15 protein-coding genes are annotated in these 17,045 nt (G+C 48.1%); 10 read left to right on the plus strand and 5 right to left on the minus strand.

Annotation, left to right across the window (positions count from 1 at the left end):
* Positions 1–240 precede the first annotated feature (240 nt).
* Genes P9B68_RS03540 through P9B68_RS03550 form a run of 3 tightly spaced genes read left to right on the plus strand, consistent with a single transcriptional unit; the run spans position 241 to position 4,372 of the window.
* Positions 241–756 (plus strand): MarR family winged helix-turn-helix transcriptional regulator, encoded by a 516-nt coding sequence (locus P9B68_RS03540; protein ID WP_135660634.1) that lies wholly within the window; start codon positions 241–243, stop codon positions 754–756.
* Complete coding sequence (locus tag P9B68_RS03545; RefSeq protein WP_277668462.1) at positions 753–2,483, plus strand: ABC transporter ATP-binding protein; 1,731 nt, start codon at positions 753–755, stop codon at positions 2,481–2,483. The genes P9B68_RS03540 and P9B68_RS03545 overlap by 4 nt, the downstream gene beginning before the upstream one ends.
* Complete coding sequence (locus tag P9B68_RS03550) at positions 2,483–4,372, plus strand: ABC transporter ATP-binding protein (RefSeq protein WP_277668463.1); 1,890 nt, start codon at positions 2,483–2,485, stop codon at positions 4,370–4,372. The genes P9B68_RS03545 and P9B68_RS03550 overlap by 1 nt, the downstream gene beginning before the upstream one ends.
* A gap of 104 nt (positions 4,373–4,476) precedes the next feature.
* Here the strand turns inward: P9B68_RS03550 and P9B68_RS03555 are convergent, their stop codons facing one another.
* The gene (locus P9B68_RS03555) at positions 4,477–5,442 is read right to left on the minus strand and encodes a DMT family transporter (protein ID WP_135660628.1); all 966 of its coding nucleotides are present in this window, start codon (positions 5,440–5,442) and stop codon (positions 4,477–4,479) included.
* A 191-nt stretch (positions 5,443–5,633) separates the two neighbouring features.
* Between P9B68_RS03555 and P9B68_RS03560 the strand changes: the two genes are divergently transcribed.
* From P9B68_RS03560 to P9B68_RS03575, 4 genes are all read left to right on the plus strand, one after another.
* Positions 5,634–8,180 (plus strand): heavy metal translocating P-type ATPase, encoded by a 2,547-nt coding sequence (locus P9B68_RS03560; protein WP_277668464.1) that lies wholly within the window; start codon positions 5,634–5,636, stop codon positions 8,178–8,180.
* 24 nt (positions 8,181–8,204) lie between these two features.
* Positions 8,205–8,477, plus strand: a complete 273-nt coding sequence (locus P9B68_RS03565; protein WP_135660626.1) for a metal-sensing transcriptional repressor — start codon at positions 8,205–8,207, stop codon at positions 8,475–8,477.
* A gap of 236 nt (positions 8,478–8,713) precedes the next feature.
* Positions 8,714–10,600, plus strand: coding sequence for a phosphate/phosphite/phosphonate ABC transporter substrate-binding protein (gene phnD, locus P9B68_RS03570; RefSeq protein ID WP_135660625.1), 1,887 nt, complete (start codon positions 8,714–8,716; stop codon positions 10,598–10,600).
* Between the two features lie 136 nt (positions 10,601–10,736).
* Entirely contained in the window at positions 10,737–11,693 is a 957-nt protein-coding gene (locus tag P9B68_RS03575) for a CAP domain-containing protein (RefSeq protein ID WP_277668465.1), read from the plus strand.
* Positions 11,694–11,743: 50 nt separating this feature from the next.
* Here P9B68_RS03575 and P9B68_RS03580 read toward each other — a convergent pair whose 3' ends face one another.
* Positions 11,744–12,124: a phage holin family protein gene (locus tag P9B68_RS03580; protein WP_135660621.1), complete on the minus strand. Its 381-nt coding sequence runs from the start codon at positions 12,122–12,124 to the stop codon at positions 11,744–11,746.
* A 190-nt stretch (positions 12,125–12,314) separates the two neighbouring features.
* On the opposite strand from P9B68_RS03580, the gene ytaF reads away from it, so the two are divergent.
* A complete protein-coding gene (gene ytaF, locus P9B68_RS03585; protein ID WP_277668466.1) occupies positions 12,315–12,926 on the plus strand; it encodes a sporulation membrane protein YtaF in 612 nt (203 codons plus the stop codon).
* On the opposite strand, the gene P9B68_RS03590 is transcribed toward ytaF, so the two are convergent.
* The 3 genes from P9B68_RS03590 to P9B68_RS03600 all read right to left on the minus strand — a co-directional run bounded on the left by P9B68_RS03590 (position 12,923) and on the right by P9B68_RS03600 (position 15,421).
* Positions 12,923–13,588 (minus strand): undecaprenyl diphosphate synthase family protein, encoded by a 666-nt coding sequence (locus P9B68_RS03590; RefSeq protein WP_277668467.1) that lies wholly within the window; start codon positions 13,586–13,588, stop codon positions 12,923–12,925. The genes ytaF and P9B68_RS03590 overlap by 4 nt on opposite strands.
* A 480-nt stretch (positions 13,589–14,068) precedes the next feature.
* Positions 14,069–14,290 (minus strand): hypothetical protein, encoded by a 222-nt coding sequence (locus tag P9B68_RS03595; RefSeq protein ID WP_135660615.1) that lies wholly within the window; start codon positions 14,288–14,290, stop codon positions 14,069–14,071.
* Positions 14,291–14,362: 72 nt separating this feature from the next.
* On the minus strand, positions 14,363–15,421 hold the full coding sequence (locus tag P9B68_RS03600) for a sporulation protein (protein ID WP_277668468.1): 1,059 nt from the start codon (positions 15,419–15,421) through the stop codon (positions 14,363–14,365).
* 129 nt (positions 15,422–15,550) lie between these two features.
* Between P9B68_RS03600 and P9B68_RS03605 the strand changes: the two genes are divergently transcribed.
* Together P9B68_RS03605 and yqfD are read left to right on the plus strand one after the other, a co-directional pair.
* Entirely contained in the window at positions 15,551–15,808 is a 258-nt protein-coding gene (locus tag P9B68_RS03605) for a YabP/YqfC family sporulation protein (protein WP_135660611.1), read from the plus strand.
* Positions 15,809–15,817: 9 nt separating this feature from the next.
* Positions 15,818–16,999 (plus strand): sporulation protein YqfD, encoded by a 1,182-nt coding sequence (yqfD, locus tag P9B68_RS03610; RefSeq protein ID WP_277668469.1) that lies wholly within the window; start codon positions 15,818–15,820, stop codon positions 16,997–16,999.
* Positions 17,000–17,045: the final 46 nt, after the last annotated feature.

Raw genomic sequence — 17,045 nt, forward strand, 5'->3', positions numbered from 1 at the left:
TGCGGGGCGGTTTCTCTTTTCGGAATTTTAAAACCGAAGTAAAATGCAAACAGCGGAGCAAAAGTAGACAATCAAAGGGGCGTACCGTACATACGGGACGCCCGATTTATGCTTTCATACTTTTGTACTTGCCGCTATGCAAAATAAGGATTAATTTTTATCTTGACTTTTCACAATAATCGGATTAAAATAGTTAACCGGTTAATTTTTAACCGGTTAAATTATAAGGAGGGGATTTTGATGAATGACGATATACGCTTTATCGTTGGTCTGTTGGGACAGATCCATATCCTTCACCGAATATACGTTCACCGCGCACTTTCGGCGACGGATATTTATTTTGGGCAATTTCCAATTTTGGAATATGTGGAAAAGCACGAGAAATGCACGCAGAGAGAGCTTGCGGATACGCTTCAAGTGTCCCCGCCTTCCATAGCGACTTCCGTTAAGCGTATGCAGAAAACCGGACTGCTGGAAAAAGAAAACGATGAAAATGATTTGCGGCGCACCCGTATTTCGATTACCGAAAAGGGAAGGGCTCAGATGAATCAATGCCGCCGGGCGTTTGATATGATTGATTTGCAGATGTTCGAAGGTTTTTCGGAAGAGGAGACCGCTCTGTTTAAAGAGTATCTGAGCCGTGTGATAGCAAACTTGACAACGGATGAATTCCGAGGTAAAACGATGTTCTCTCTTATTCAAACGATGACAAATGAAAAACATGCGCAATTGCGGGGAAAGGAAGGATCCATTTGATAAAGAGGCTTGCACCTTTTGTGCGTAAATATTGGTGGGCTACGCTCCTTGCGCCGGCAACCATTATTTGCGAGGTGTTAATTGAAATTCGGATCCCGGTGTTAATGGCCGAGATTGTCGATAAAGGGATTTCCAGCAAGGATATCTCCTATGTGGTTAGGACCGGCGGGATTATGGTTATCATGGCGCTGCTATCCCTTTTGATGGGAACTGTTTCCGCGCGCTTTTCGTCGGTTGCCAGTATGGGCTTCGGCAGCGAGATACGCGCCGGATTATTTGAAAAAGTACAGGAATACTCCTTTTCGAATGTGGACAAATTCAGTACCGCGTCGCTGGTTACCAGGCTGACAACGGACGTTAGCAATGTGCAGATGGCGTTTATGATGCTGATTCGCATTGCGGTGCGCGCGCCGATTATGCTGGTGGGTGCTACCTTTATGGCGTATTATATCAATTCCAGGCTGGTAACCATTTTCTTGGTGGCGATTCCCGTACTGGCGTTCATGCTGTTTACCATCGGAATTGCCACATTTCCAAAATTTCAGGCGATGCTGCGGAAATACGACGCGATGAACGCTTCGGTGCAGGAAAACCTGATATCCATCCGTGTGGTAAAGGCTTTTGTGCGTTCCATGCATGAAAAGATGAAATTCAAAAATGCAAACGATGGCCTGATGACCGCCTCTATTAAGGCGGAGCGCATCCTTCAATTGAATATGCCCGTCATGCAGTTGACCATGTATGCCTGCATTGTGTCCATCATGTGGTTCGGGGGCAACATGGTTATCGTCGGCGGGATGAAGACCGGTGAGCTGATCGGCTTTGTCAGTTATGTTACACAGATTCTCATTCAATTGATACTTCTCTCCATGGTGTTTATTCAGATGATTATATCCAGGGCTTCCGCAAGCCGCATTGTGGAAGTGCTGGAAGAACGTATTGATATAACGGACGAGGGAGCGGAGGAAGGGCTTAAGGTCAAGGACGGCTCCATTTGCTTCGAGGACGTTTCGTTCCGCTACAACCGCAGCGCGCACGAGAATATCCTCAAGCATATTAATCTGGATATTAAATCGGGGGAAACCATCGGCATTATCGGCGCGACGGGTAGTGCGAAAAGCACGCTGGTCCAATTGATTCCGCGCTTGTACGATGCGACCGAGGGCCGGGTGCTTGTCGGCGGCAGAGATGTTCGGGACTATAAAATCAGGGAGCTTCGCGACGCGGTAAGCATGGTGCTGCAAAAGAATGTGCTGTTTTCCGGAACGATCAAGGAAAACCTGAAGTGGGGAAATGAAAACGCGACGGACGAGCAGATTGTGGAGGCCTGTAAAGCAGCACAGGCGCACGACTTCATTATGAGCTTCCCGGACGGTTACGAAACCGACTTGGGGCAGGGCGGCGTCAATGTGTCCGGCGGGCAGAAACAGCGCCTTTGCATTGCGCGCGCGTTGCTGAAGAACCCGAAGATTCTGATTCTAGACGACAGCACCAGCGCGGTGGATACCGCAACGGACGCAAAAATCCGCGAAGCCTTTCGGGAAAAGCGCCGGGATATTACCACCATTATCATTGCACAGCGCATTACCTCGGTATGCGATTCCGACCGGATTATCGTAATGAACGAAGGAGAAATCAGCGCGGTTGGAACCCATGAGGAATTGCTGCACACCAGCGAAATTTATCGCGAGGTATACGAATCCCAACAGAAAGGGGTTGCTGACTGATGCCGGGACCGAGAAGAGCTGCAACGGGTGCAAAGCCGAAAAGCATCCGGAAAACCTTATCCAGAGTTATGGGCTACATTGTCCGTCAGAAGGTAAGGTTCATTCTTATCATTCTTTTTGTTTTGATTGCTTCCTGCGCAAATGTTGCGGGTACGTATTTTATAAAACCTGTGGTGAACAGCATTGTGCCGCTGATCGGCAAACCGGTTACGGCCCAGGATCTTTTGCTGTTTGTAAAGATGGTTTTCATAATGGGTGGCGTCTACTTTGTCGGCGTCCTCGCCACATTTCTATATACCCAGCTTATGGTAAAGGCGGCAAACCGGACGCTGAATGCTGTGCGTACGGATTTGTTCAACCGGCTGCAGGACCTTCCAATCAGCTACTTTGATACGCATACGCACGGGGAACTGATGAGCCGTTTTACGAGTGATGTCGATACCCTGCGCGAGGCAATTTCCATGGGCGTAACGCAGCTTTTGTCCTCCGCGATTACCGTGGTAGGAACTTTTATCATTATGCTCGTGCTCAGCCCGATCCTGACGCTACTTATTGTGCTTATGCTTGCGGTTATGCTGCTGATTATTAAGAAAGTCGGTGGCAATTCCGCCGATTACTTTAAAAAACAGCAAAAGGCGATCGGCGCCGCAAACGGATATATTGAAGAATTGATTGAAGGGCAGAAGGTGGTTAAGGTTTTCTGCCATGAAGACCAGGTGAAGAAGGAATTCGGCGTACTGAACCAAAATCTGCGCCGGGCGGCGACTAACGCGAACTTTTTCGCAAATGTCCTGATGCCGATTATGGGCAACCTTACCTATGTAAACTACGCAATGACGGCCGCCGTCGGCGCGGCGCTTGTGATTACCGGAAGAATGGACATCGGTTCGATCGCCTCCTTCCTGCAGTACACAAGAACCTTTTCGCAGCCGATTACCCAGATTTCGCAGCAATTCAACGTGGTTCTGGCGGCGCTTGCCGGTGCGGAGCGTATTTTTGAAGTAATCGACGCCGAGCCGGAAACGGATGATGGCTACGTAACGCTTGTCAATGTAAAAGAAAATGAGGACGGAAGCCTTTCGGAAACGTCGGAGCGCACAGGGCTCTGGGCATGGAAGCATCCGCACAGCGACGGTACGACCACGTATACGAAGCTGAACGGCGACGTCCGTTTCCAAGACGTTACCTTCAGCTATGACGGAAAGAAAACCGTTCTGCATGACGTTTCCCTTTATGCGAAACCGGGGCAGAAGATTGCGTTTGTGGGTTCCACCGGAGCGGGGAAAACCACCATTACCAACCTGATTAACCGTTTTTACGACGTAAACGAAGGAAAGATCGTATACGACGGCATAAATATCAAAAAGATCCGCAAGGACGACCTGCGCCGTTCGCTTGCCATGGTTTTGCAGGATACCCATCTGTTTACCGGGACCGTGCGGGAAAATATCCGCTACGGTAAGCTGGATGCCACCGACGAAGAGGTTGTTGCGGCGGCAAAGTTGGCAAACGCCGATTACTTTATCCGGCATCTGCCGCAGGGTTACGATACAATGTTGACCGGCGACGGCTCGAACCTGAGCCAGGGCCAGCGCCAGCTTCTGGCTATTGCCCGCGCGGCGGTTGCCGACCCTCCGGTACTGATTCTGGATGAAGCGACAAGCTCGATTGATACCCGGACAGAGGCCCTAATTGAAAAGGGAATGGATAAGCTGATGAAAGGGCGTACGGTGTTCGTAATCGCGCACCGCCTGTCTACGGTTCATAACGCGAATGCCATCATGGTTCTGGAGAACGGGGAAATCATTGAGCGCGGTAGCCATGACGATCTGATTCAGCAGCGTGGGAAATACTATCAGCTTTATACAGGGCAGTTTGAACTGGAATAAAGAAAGAGAAAGAACGGGCCATCCGCGGGAGCAATTCCCGCGGATGGCCCGTTTTGGCTGTGTTTTGTTTCACCAGTTTCCGCCTTAAATGCACTTTTGATTTCTTAAATATCTTCCGAAAGGCTTTTGCGCTCTTCGCTTGCCTTTTTAAGACGGATGCCGGGTATGAACGAAAGAAAGGAACCAATAATAATCAGAAGAATGCCGATGGACATTTGCATTGAGATGGGTTCTTTCAGCACAATAAAAGCAAAGATCGGCGCAAGCACAGGTTTAATATAGAAAACAAGGGAAGCGGTTGCGGCTGAGGTTTCCTCCATTGCGCGGAAGTAAAAGGTGTATCCCAGACCGGTGACAAATATACCGACGTAGATCAGCCCCGGGAGCAAAGACGGTTGGATTCCGGCAAGGATCGGCACGTTTGCGAACATGGGGAATCCCACGCCGGCAAACCAATCTGCTGCGGCGGAAATGTGCGTAACCGCAATAAAAATAAGCATTTCGGCGCATCCGAACAGAAAGCTGAAACAGGTCAGCGTAATGCCTCCGTAACGGTCGCTCCTTGTCCGGCCGATTACATTATATAGAGCGAAAGTGATTGCCGCGCCGATGGAAAAAACAATCCCCGCCGCATTGCCGGATAGGTGGGCGGGATTAATAATGACAAGCATACCCGCGACGCTGATCACAATCGAAAGGATTGTATGGCGGTATATTTTTTCCGCTAAAACCAGATAAGCAAACAGGATAACAAAAACCGAGTTGCAGCTGAACAGGACAGCAACTACGGAGGCTTTGGAAAATACAATCCCGAGCTGATATAAAATCATACTGACAACGACGCAGATGAATCCGGTTAATGAGAAGAATTTCCAGTCGCTAAAGCGGAAAGAAATCTGCTTTTTCCGGATTTCACGCACCGCCAGCGGCAGCAGCACCAGCGCGCCGATCAAGAACCTTAAAAAAGTTAGCTGAATGGGGTTGTAACTACCGGCGGAAATTTTCAAGGCGATTTCCATTGAGCTGAAAAAGAAAGTTGCGAGAATGATGTAAAGATAGCCTTTCTTCAAAAAATAGACCTCCTAACGTAATAGCCAATATATAAGTTTAGCACAAAACAGGATTTATGCAACGCGGCGGGCGTTTGAAAACGCACGAAGATGGGGAGCTTTTTTAAAAAAATTTAGATAAAATCCAGTTGACAAAAGGGATATCCGAGCTTATACTGACTATACACCCCACCGGGGTGGGAGGTGTTTTGATGAATCAAAAATTTCAAGTTACAGGGATGACCTGTTCCGCCTGCTCGGCGAATGTGGAAAAGAGCGTCAGCAAGCTGGAAGGCGTGCAAAAGGTTAATGTAAATCTGCTGACAAACAGCATGACTGTTGATTATGACCCCGCGCTGACCGGGGACAGCGCCATTATAAAAGCAGTAGAAAAAGCGGGCTACGGCGTGTCGGTTTTTCACCGGGGGGAAGTGCAGGCCCAAAAAGATACGCGCAGCAATTCCGTCGAAGAACAGTACCGATCCATGAAATTCCGGTTGCTTGTTTCCTTCGCGTTCCTGATTCCGCTTCTGTATCTTTCCATGGGGCATATGCTGGGCTTTCCCCTGCCGGATTTGGTGCATGGGACCGAGAATGCCTTTGCCTTCGCGTTTACCCAGTTCCTGCTCACCCTTCCGATTGTGTATGTCAACCGGAAATATTATCAGGTTGGATTTAAAACCTTGTTTCACGGAGCGCCCAATATGGACTCGCTGATCGCCGTCGGTTCGTCGGCTGCTCTGCTGTACGGTGTGTTTGCCCTTTATGCAATCGGCTACGGGCTTGGGCACCATAAGATGGAACTGGTAATGCAGTACAGCATGGATTTGTACTTTGAGTCGGCCGCAACCATTCTGACATTGATCACGCTTGGCAAATATCTGGAAGCGCGGTCAAAGGGAAAAACATCCGAGGCGATTGCAAAGCTGATGAACCTGGCTCCGAAAACGGCGACCGTCCTGCGCGGGGAAACCGAAGCGGAGGTGCCGGTCGAAGAGGTTGTAGTGGGGGATATCGTGCTTGTCCGGCCGGGACAGAGTATTCCGGTGGACGGCACAGTCATGGAAGGAAACTCGGCGGTTGACCAGTCCGCGCTTACGGGCGAAAGCATTCCGGTAGAAAAACAAGCGGGCGACAAGGTGGTTGCCGCAACTATGAATAAGTCCGGCTTCTTAAAATTCAGGGCGGAAAAAGTAGGAAACGACACCACGCTGGCGCAGATTATTGCGCTTGTGGAGGACGCAAGTGCCTCCAAAGCGCCGATTGCCAAGCTTGCGGATAAAATCAGCGGCGTTTTTGTTCCGGTGGTCATCGCGATTGCCGTGCTGTCCGCAGCCGTATGGCTTTTTGTAGGACAATCCTTTCCCTTCGCCCTGTCCATAGGAATTTCCGTGCTGGTTATTTCCTGTCCGTGCGCGCTGGGGCTGGCCACGCCGGTGGCGATTATGGTAGGAACCGGTCAGGGGGCGTCGAACGGTATCCTTATTAAATCCGCCGAGGCGCTGGAAACCGCCCATATGGTAAAAACGATTGTCCTCGACAAGACGGGAACCATAACGGAGGGCAGGCCGGTTGTAACGGATATGGTCGCTTCCAAAGGTGTGACGGAGCAGGAATTGCTTACAGCGGCGGCATCCATTGAAAAGCTTTCGGAGCATCCCCTGGCAGAGGCAATCGTAGAGAAAGCAGAGGAAATGGGAATCCACCCTCAACCCGTACAGAATTTTAACGCCTTGTCCGGGCTGGGAATCACGGCGGAAATCAACGGAGAACCGTACTTCGCCGGGAATTTGGCCTATATGAACCGCATGGAAGTGGATGTGTCGTCTCTTGGGGAACAGGGGGATGCGTTCGCGGAAAGCGGGAAGACACCTCTGTATTTTGCAAAAAGCAAAAAGCCGATGGGCATCATCGCCGTGGCCGACGTGGTAAAACCCACTAGTGAACAAGCAATCCGGCAATTAAAATCCATGGGACTGGATGTTGTCATGCTCACGGGCGATAATCAAAAAACAGCCGAATCCATCCGGAAACAGCTTGCGATCGACCGGGTTGTGGCTGAGGTGCTCCCGCAGGATAAGGAAAGCGAAATCCGTAAAATCCAGCAGTCCGGCCGGAAGGTTGCCATGGTGGGGGACGGCATCAACGACGCGCCGGCTCTAGCAAGGGCGGATATCGGCATCGCCATTGGCGCGGGAACGGATATTGCAATGGAATCGGCGGATATTGTGCTTATGAAAAACGATTTGCAGGATGCGGTAACCGCCATTCAGCTTAGCAAAGCGGTTATCCGGAATATCAAGGAAAACCTGTTTTGGGCGTTCTTTTACAACAGCATAGGCATTCCGCTTGCGGCCGGCGCGTTTTATTCCCTGTTCGGCTGGAAGCTGAACCCGATGTTTGCCGCGGCGGCAATGAGCCTGAGCTCGGTCTGTGTGGTGACAAACGCACTCCGGCTGAAGTTTTTCCGGCCTGACTGGGGCGTGCGGAAGCAACAATTATTATCAGAAACGGAAGGAGATTCAATGATGAAAAAAGTAATTCAAATCAACGGCATGAGCTGTGAGCACTGTAAGGCTAGGGTGGAAAAAGCCCTGAACGCCATCGAGGGGGTCGTGGCGAAGGTGGATCTGAAGCAAAAAAAAGCCACAGTAACGCTGAAAGCGGATGTCTCCGACGAGGTTCTGAAAAATGCGGTAAGCGAAGCCGGCTACGAGGCGGTTTCTATTCAAGAGAAAAAGGGATTGTTCGGGAAATAATGAAAGAAAAGGCGGAGGGCAAAAATGAAAGCGGATAAAGCGAAAATAACCCGCTTGTTGAAAACGGCCAGAGGCCAGCTGGACGGGCTTCTGAAAATGGTGGAGGACGACCGCTACTGTATTGATATATCCAACCAGTTGATGGCAACGCAGGCGATTTTGCGCAAAACAAACCTTGAAATTATGCATGCGCATCTGGATTCCTGTGTGCGGGAAGCCCTTGAAAAGGGGGATTCCACCGACTCAAATGAAAAATTGAATGAAATTATGAACATATTAGATAAAATTCTAAAGTAGCAAATAAATTCAGAAAAAGCTTCCATTTCTTTGGAAGCTTTTTTACTAATCTGTTTAAATATTCAGTATATTTCACCAAAATTTAAAAAAATATTCATAAGGTAATTTTAATTGACAAAATTTTACACCTGAAATATAATACATATAAGTTTGTCGTTGTGAAATTTAAACATGGAATAAACGTAAAAGAGTAAAATTTTAATCAGTTTTGAACTGAATTTCAAGGCGGTAGGGAAATGAATACGACTTTCAAAAAACCTTTGCTGATTTCCTTAGCGGGAATTGTTCTCCTGCAGGGAATAGCATTGCTATTCCATTTTAACGGTGTGGCGGGGTTCCTTTTCTCTGTTATCGGCAGCGCTCTTATTCTTTTCGGCGCCAACGCTATCTTTGGCGAAACGGGCGAAGTTTCCTATTCTACGGCGCAGAACCCGCAAAACGAAAGTGATTTAGGCGAGGAACTGTTTCGTGTGGCGGAGACGATGGGGTTTGATTCCCAGCAGCTCATTTGGCTTTCAAAGGATAATATGAAAACGTTTGAGAAACTTACGGAGATTTCTTATGATATTGAAAGGCTGAGTGAGCAGAATGCCGCCAGTACCGAAGAAATCAATGCAAGCATCAATGAATTGGCTGGCATATGCAACGCGCTAAATTCCGGTATCGTGAAAATCAAGGAGCATTCCGAAACCTCGGTGGAAATGCTGGATAAAAACGAACAAACCCTGCGCGGGATCGGCGACTTTATTCTCGACCTTACCTCCAGGGTGAAAGTGGCTTCCGACAGCAATCTTGAGCTTCAGGAATCCTCCAATAAAATTAATGAAATTGTGGATTATATCCGCAAAATTTCCAGCCAGACAAATTTGCTTGCCCTGAACGCCGCGATTGAAGCGGCCAGAGCCGGGCAGGCGGGGCGCGGGTTTTCGGTGGTTGCCGGCGAAATCAGAAGGCTTGCGGTTCAGACGGACGAAGCGATTTCTGTTATTGAAGGCGTTGTTAAAAACATTATCGAAAAAATCGATACGTCCAATACGGCGATGTCCGATATCCGGGATAAGATGAAGAATGTGGATAATATCGTCAATGAGTCGACGGAAATTATTCAAGGCATCAATTCAATTTTAAAAGATGTTCAAAGTTCGCTTGTTGCCATTACGGAAGAGTCCATCATGCAGAAAAACACGGCCAGCGAGATTGAAAGCGCCGTCAGTACTGTTGCGAACGCCGTACAGGAAACGCACGATGTTTCCTACAAAGCGATACAGATGGTGGATGTACAGCAAAAGAAAAACCAGACGGTTCTTGATTTCTGCAACAAAATCGGGGAAACGTCGGAATCGCTGCAGCTTAACGCTTTGCATTTTAAAAAGGCAAACGAAATCATCTTTGGAGTCAATCCTTTTGTTGAGCCAGAGCGCATAAAAAAGACTTATGTGCCTATTTTGGAGCGTGTCTGTTCCAGCATCGGGCTGAAATGCCGCACGCTGATTGTACGAAGCTACGACGCGCTGAGTGAAAGTGTTGGAAAAGGGATTATTGATATCGGCTGGTTTTCTCCTTTTGCGTATGTAAATGCACACCAAAAATTCGGTGCGAATGTTCTGGTAACGCCGAAGGTCAATGGCCGCTGTTCCTATAACGGCTTCATCATCGCGCGCAAGGACGGCAGGGTGCGCTCCATCAACGACCTCCCGGGAAAAACTTTCGCTTATGTCGATGAAAAAAGCGCTTCCGGTTATTTGTATGCTAGGGATATGATCAAGCAAAACCATATGAATCCTGATACGATCTTCGAAAAGGTTGTCTTTTTGGGGAATCATAATAATGTTCTAAACGCGGTTCTTTCCGGGGAAGTGGATGCCGGAGCGACCTATGACGAGGTTTATGACCAGGCCCGCGCAGACGGTTTGTTTACGGATGAGATCTGTATTATCGCCCGCACCGAAGAGATTCCGAAGGACGCGCTTGCCGCAAGAAAGGATTTCCCGCAGGAGCTTGCGGATATGCTGAGCAACGCTTTTGTGGAATTCAATGATTACAGCGGCATTGATACGACTGTGCAGGGCTTTATTAAAAATACGGATCAGGCGTATGATATTATTCGGAAATTGAATTCCTAACCAGAATATGGATTAGTTTACATAATTTTCAGTATTGTCTTCTTAACCCGATGGTGTTACTATTGGTAATAAGAAAAGTTACAAATATGTAACCTTTCAATCGGGGACCCCAGAAGAAAAGAAAAGGAGATAATACATGAAAACGAAAATACTTGCTTTAATAGCTTGTGTGTTTGTGTCCGGTACAGTAGGCGCGATTATTAATAACAACGCATCGGCCATACCAACCAATGGTAACACGGTAACAAGTACCGTTGCGAAGAATTCTCCTGCAGTAGCGGCAATCACACAAAACAGCAACTGTATTTCCACGAAACAGAACGCCAGTACTTCAAGCACCTGCCGACAGGCGGCGGGCAAAACAGCAGATACAGCTTGCCAAACGGCTTCTGACTGTGCGGGGAATACTGTATGCAGCAGCGGAAGTTGTGTGACTGCAAACTGCAAGACAGGGAATACCTGCGGCAGCACTTGCAGCTTGGGAAATTATACAAATAGCGCAAGCAGCAATTGCACGAAAAACGCAAACGGGAACGGTATATGTGTTATTGGCAACAAGAAAATAACGGTTAGTGAAATCCTGTCGAAATTCAATTGCACGTCGGGCTCCGGCTCTTTGTCAAAACCGAATTCTTCAAGCTCCAAATCCGCAACCAGCTCCAAACCTGCTTCCCAGAGTGATTCTTCAAACACAGCCTTAACCGGAAGCTATTCCTCTTTCCAGAATCAGGTCGTTCAGCTTGTCAATCAGGAAAGAGCAAAAGCCGGTTTAAAAGCGCTTACGGTAAATTCTCAGCTTACTAAAACAGCAACCCTGAAGTCCGAAGATATGGCGAAGTTAAACTATTTTGACCATACTTCCCCGACTTATGGTTCGCCGTTTGATATGATGAAGCAGTTTGGCATCAGCTACCGTACTGCTGGTGAAAATATTGCAATGGGCCAGACTTCTCCCCAGCAGGTTATGCAGGGCTGGATGAACTCCTCGGGCCATAGAGCCAATATTCTGAATTCCTCCTTTACGCAGATCGGCGTAGGCATTGCAAAAAATGCAAAAGGACAGTATATCTGGACACAGCAATTTATCGGGTAAGTAAAAAATCAGGGGGCTGCCATTTGGCAGCCCCCTTTTTTAACCCCGTTTTACATTACCCTGACCGGGAACAGGGCGTCCAGAACACCAATTACCAAGGCACCGAGTATTGCGCCGATAATGGAAACACTCATACCGGGCACCAAAAATTGTGTGACGTATATAATGACCGCGGAAATGAAGAATCCAGCTAATCCTTTGCCGAATGGCGAAGCATCAATGCCCATGATTCTTTCCACAAGATAATCGAGTAGGCTGATCACTACCGCAGCCAGTAAGAACGACCACAATCCCTGGATGGTAAATCCGGGGGTTAAGAAGGATACAACCATAAGGATAATTGCTACAATGACAAACCTTCCTATCCACCGTAAAAGTTCTGAACCTCCGCTTGATGGTTTGGTTTCTGTACGCGTTTCATGTGTCGTCATTCGCTTCTCCTCCTAAATATAAAGTCTGCGAACAGATATAGCTTTGCCAGAATCGCGAGCACTATCCTTCTGAACCGCTAGTATATTTTGTTATAGGAAAATGGAAAAGAATATATGGAATCGAGGCCTTGCACAAAAATTCGCCTGCTGCATTATTATAGAAATAAAAGCGCTTGGCGGGTGAATGCATGTGAATTTTCTTTCTGCGTTTCTATTTGCTCTTTCTGCAAATCTAGACAATTTTGCCGTTGCAATCACATTTGGCATGCGTAAGATTAAAATTGGATTTTTTATTAATTTTTTCATTGCCGCCATTATTGGCGCCGGTACTTTTTTTTCTATGTCGATTGGGAAAACGGTATCCGGATATCTTCCTGCAGGCGCATCCAATCGAATTGGCAGTATTTTATTGATCGGAATTGGGATCTGGTTCTTAAAGGATTTTTTTAAAAAGCCGCAGAAGAAGGAACCGGAAGAACAAGGACAAAAAATCGATCTGAACCGTATGCTGAAAGAGCCTGAAAAAGCGGATATGGACTGTTCGGGCACGATTGATGCAAAGGAATCCGCCGTTCTCGCTCTGGCACTAACGATTAATAATTTCGGAATGGGCGTAGGCGCAAGCTTTGCAGGCCTTGAAATTTATACCACAACCCTCTGCACTTTTATCGTAAGTATGCTGTTTATTGCCCTGGGATACCATGTGGGAGAACGCTGCATCCCAAAATTTCTGTCCCGTTACGTTTCGCTTCTGTCTGGCGCGATTGTCATTCTTCTTGGCATTTATGGAATGCTGTTTTAGCCGCCGAGCGTGACGTCCTGTTCCTGATACCATTCCAATGCTCTGTAGAACTGTTCCGGTTTAAAATCGGGCCAAAGCTCATCCAAAACGTAAATATCCGCGTAGATCGACTGGATCGGCAGGAAACCGCTTAAACGCCGCCGACCGCCCCAGCGGATAATCAGGTCGATTCTTGAAATATCGGCGGATGCGATCGTATTTGCCAGATTTCCGTTAAATTTTGCATCCGTATTTTTCAGCGAACAGCTAAGATCCCAGTTCCAGCCGTAATTTACGAGAAAATTGATTTTCATAAGCCCGCGGCCGAATTTGACCCGCTCGGAATAGGGAAGCAGTTCCGGAGGAAACAAAGGGGAATTCGTATTGCCGACGATCAGAAGGTCGGCGTCCTGATTTGCCAAATTCTGAACCGCGTCCACGCAGGCTTTCTGAAACGCCCAGGTCTGTACAGCTGGGCGTTTGGTATTGTCAATCGTAAAGCCATAAAATGTCATTTCCTGAATGCCCAGTTCCAGGCAAAGCCTGTAAAGCTCAAAACCGGGCTGGATGCCGAACCGGTATCCGTCCTGTTTTTCATATCCGTTTTTTACCGCCCATCTTCGATTTCCGTCGGGAATAATTCCAATATGCCGGGGCAGCCTTTTAAAGCGTTTTTCGTTCATTATTTTCTCCGATTCTGTTATTGTTATTTGAATAGTTTATGTTTTTCTTATGTTTTTATACCGCTCCGGAAGAAGAATCCTGTAGAAACAAAACTGCACCTGTGTTCCAATGGAACAACGGTGCGGTTTCAGTAAATCGTTCAGTTTTCCTGTTTCAGACTGACGGCGCTCAGCGCAACAACCGCCGCGCCGCATAATGCGGTAATGATTCCGAGCACAAACTCGGCAATGGACAAGCCTTTTCTCAATTTTATCACCTCTTTTTTAGTATAGCGTAAAGACGTGCATATGGCAATGAAGAATTATATATCCTTTGGAAACCCGAGTCGGTTAGACGGACGGCCCCGATTATGTTATAATTCAATACAACGAAAACCGGATGGAGAAACCCGATTTCCCGCAAAGGTTTTTCATCGATACGGGCTAAAAAAAACCGCCGTGAAAATTTCGCGGTGGTTTTTTATACCATAGAGGTGCTGTTTATAGTTTAAAATCATCCGCGCGGTAGCGCTTTAAAGGCGGAAGATTATTCGGTGAGCGTTTCAGCGGGTCGTAGGAGAAACGGCTGCAGCTTCCGTCCGGCTGAAGATACCTTCCAAGGGTGCAGACGTCCGCTCCGTCAAAGTCGGTACTGTTTGCGCAGTATTTGCAATTGATTTCAATATTATTGCCAAATAACTTTTCTTTTTTCTTCCCAAACATTTTCTGCTCTCCTAAAATTCAAAAATGTAATCTTCGGGTGTATAGAATTTCTTTGACAACCCTATTATAGCATTAGGTATCTTCAAATTCCAGTTTTTCACGAGGAAGGCAGATTATGAGTGCGATGCAAAGAAAAATTAATGCCGCAGAAGCGGGAACCGAGCCGGAAAGAGCCGGAGTAAGCGGTTTTGCGATATTGCTGAACGCTTCGGTATCAACCGGAAATGCCCGTATCAGCAGTACGGTGGTCAGCGCGGCGAGCAGCCCGTGCAGCACGCGGTAAAAAACAAATCGGGCAAGAGGAACCTTGACGTTGGTAAAAAAGGAGAGAATCTGGAAATGGACGCTGACCCCGCCCCAGCCGATGGCAAGCGAAAACGCCCACAGCGGAACCCCAAGCTTTGTAAGGTCGGAGCATCCGCCCGTTACCTCCATGAATGCCGATAGTGCCGCCGAGGCAGCCGGGTGCGTTACCCAGATTCGGAACAGATTTAAAAAAGCGGCGAATAAGATGACAAAGCAGCACATCCCGACCATTGCGTGAGCGGCGTCTGCCGCCGAAAGCACAAGCGCGTCCGCCATCCCGGTTTTCCGCTGCTTTCCGGTTCCGCGTGGCACCGTTTCATTTTTTGCCGGGATGCTGCACAGGATGCTTAGGAAAAAGGAGGCAATCAGCTGCGAAGCAAAAAGAATCCCGCCTGCGCGGGCATTCCTTAAAAAACCGGCGCCTACCGCGCTGATTACAAAGGCGGGCCCGGCGTTTACACAGAAGCACAGCATGCGCGCCGCCTGCTTTTCCGTTAAGGAGCCGCGTTCATACAGGGAGGCGATCCCGCGCGCGCCGGTGGGGTACCCGCCGACCGCGCTCATAAGAATGGTCGCGGCGGCGCTTCCCGGAAGCTTTAGGACCGTGCGGCAGGGGCCTTCAAATATTTTTCCAATTTTATCGGAAAGTCCGGATTTTACAATGAATACGGATAATACCATGAATGGGTACAGGGATGGAACCAGGATTTGCAGGCAGTAGCAGATTCCGTTTTTTGCGCCGGTTGCCGCTTCCGCCGGGAAAATGAGCAGCGCACACGCGGCGAGAAATGTAAGAATGAGCAGAAGGCTCTGTCTGATTTTCATATATCTACCACCATTTCTACCATTATTCCCTGCTTTATCTGAGCACTACAAAATTATATATATGCCGCCGCGCGGATATTTACGCCACCGTTCGCATAGGCTTTATGTGACAAAACGTTGAGGGCGGCGATGAGATTGGTTAAAAAAGTGAATATCCAAAAGCTGACGGCGCCGCTGAAAATGCCGTCCCATATGGAAATCAACGGGAATCAGGAAGTAATTGTAGACGGCTGCAGCGGCGTGCTTGAGTATGATACCGATGTAGTTCGGATTAAAACGGGCAAGCTGATTGTCCGCTTTTCCGGCCGTGGCCTTGTGATTAAATGCCTTACCGCAGACTCTTTGGTGGTGACGGGCTTTTTAACCGGGATTGAGTTTATTGTGTGAGGTGGAGGGATGATTTCTTTACGTCTGACGCGCTGGCTTCTGGGCTACGTGCACTTCAAAGCGCCCGGCGGCAGTTCCGAACGTTTTCTGAATCACTGCGCCCGTTCCGGAATCAATTTATGGAATATTAAGGGCGGCAGGGAATGCGAAGCCTGCGTGGCCGTTCAAAACTACCGCGACCTTCGCTCCTGCGCGCGAAAGGCGAACGCGAAGCTAAAGGTGCTGGATAAACACGGCTTTCCGTTCGCGACAAAGGGAATCCGGAAGCGCAAAGGGATTCTTTACGGTGCGGTTCTGTTTTTCCTTGTGCTGTATCTGCTTTCCATTCGTGTCTGGAGTATCGAAATTGTTGGGAATGAAACCATCCCAACCCAGCAGATCCAATTGGAGCTCACCCAGCAGGGGATAACCACCGGCACTTTGAAGTCAAGGGTGCGTCCGTTGGAGCTGCAGCAAAAGCTAATGCTGAAATTTCCGAAAATCAGCTGGATGTCGGTGAACACAAGAGGCTGCTGCGCCGAAATCCATCTTCAGGAAAAGATCGATCGGCCGCCCATAATCGAAAAGGAAAAGCAGAATTTCTGCAATATAAAAGCCTCCCGGACGGGACAGATCGTTTCCATGGAGGTTTATACAGGTACTCCGCAGGTGAAGGAAGGCGACGCCGTCGTCGAAGGGCAGCTTCTGATCAGCGGTGTGGTGGAAAATAATGCGGGCGAGGTCTCCCTTAAGCATGCGGGAGGGAAGGTGATTGCGGAAACATCACACAATTTTACTACAGAAGTCGATTTAAAACAGATGGTTAAAAAGCCGACGGGAAAGACGGTAACCAGGCGCAGCTTCTGCCTGTTTGGTGCCCGCATACCGCTGACTTTTGTTGGGAAACCGGACGCGAGCTATCAGGTGGAAGGGGTACATACCGACATAAAGCTTATGAACTCGGTTCTGCCGATTAGCATCTACGAAGAAACGTGGACGCAGGAGGAGATGCAAGCGGTCACGCTTACAAAGGAGCAAGCGGTGGCGCAGGCGCAGAAAATGATACAGGAGAAGATAAAGGGGGAACTGAAAGATGCAAAAATCATTACCTCCAGTACGACGGAAAGGATAACCGGAACAAGACTGAATTATGATTTGTTTATAAAATGTGAAGAAAATATTGCCCAAGAATCAGAAATATTAATAGAATAGAAACAATTTTTAACATTTATTGTGGTGACGAAATTGAATTGTTGTG

Origin of the sequence: Caproiciproducens galactitolivorans, from assembly GCF_029266045.1 — a bacterium.
In the GTDB taxonomy this organism is placed as follows: Bacteria; Bacillota; Clostridia; order Oscillospirales; family Acutalibacteraceae; genus Caproiciproducens; species Caproiciproducens galactitolivorans.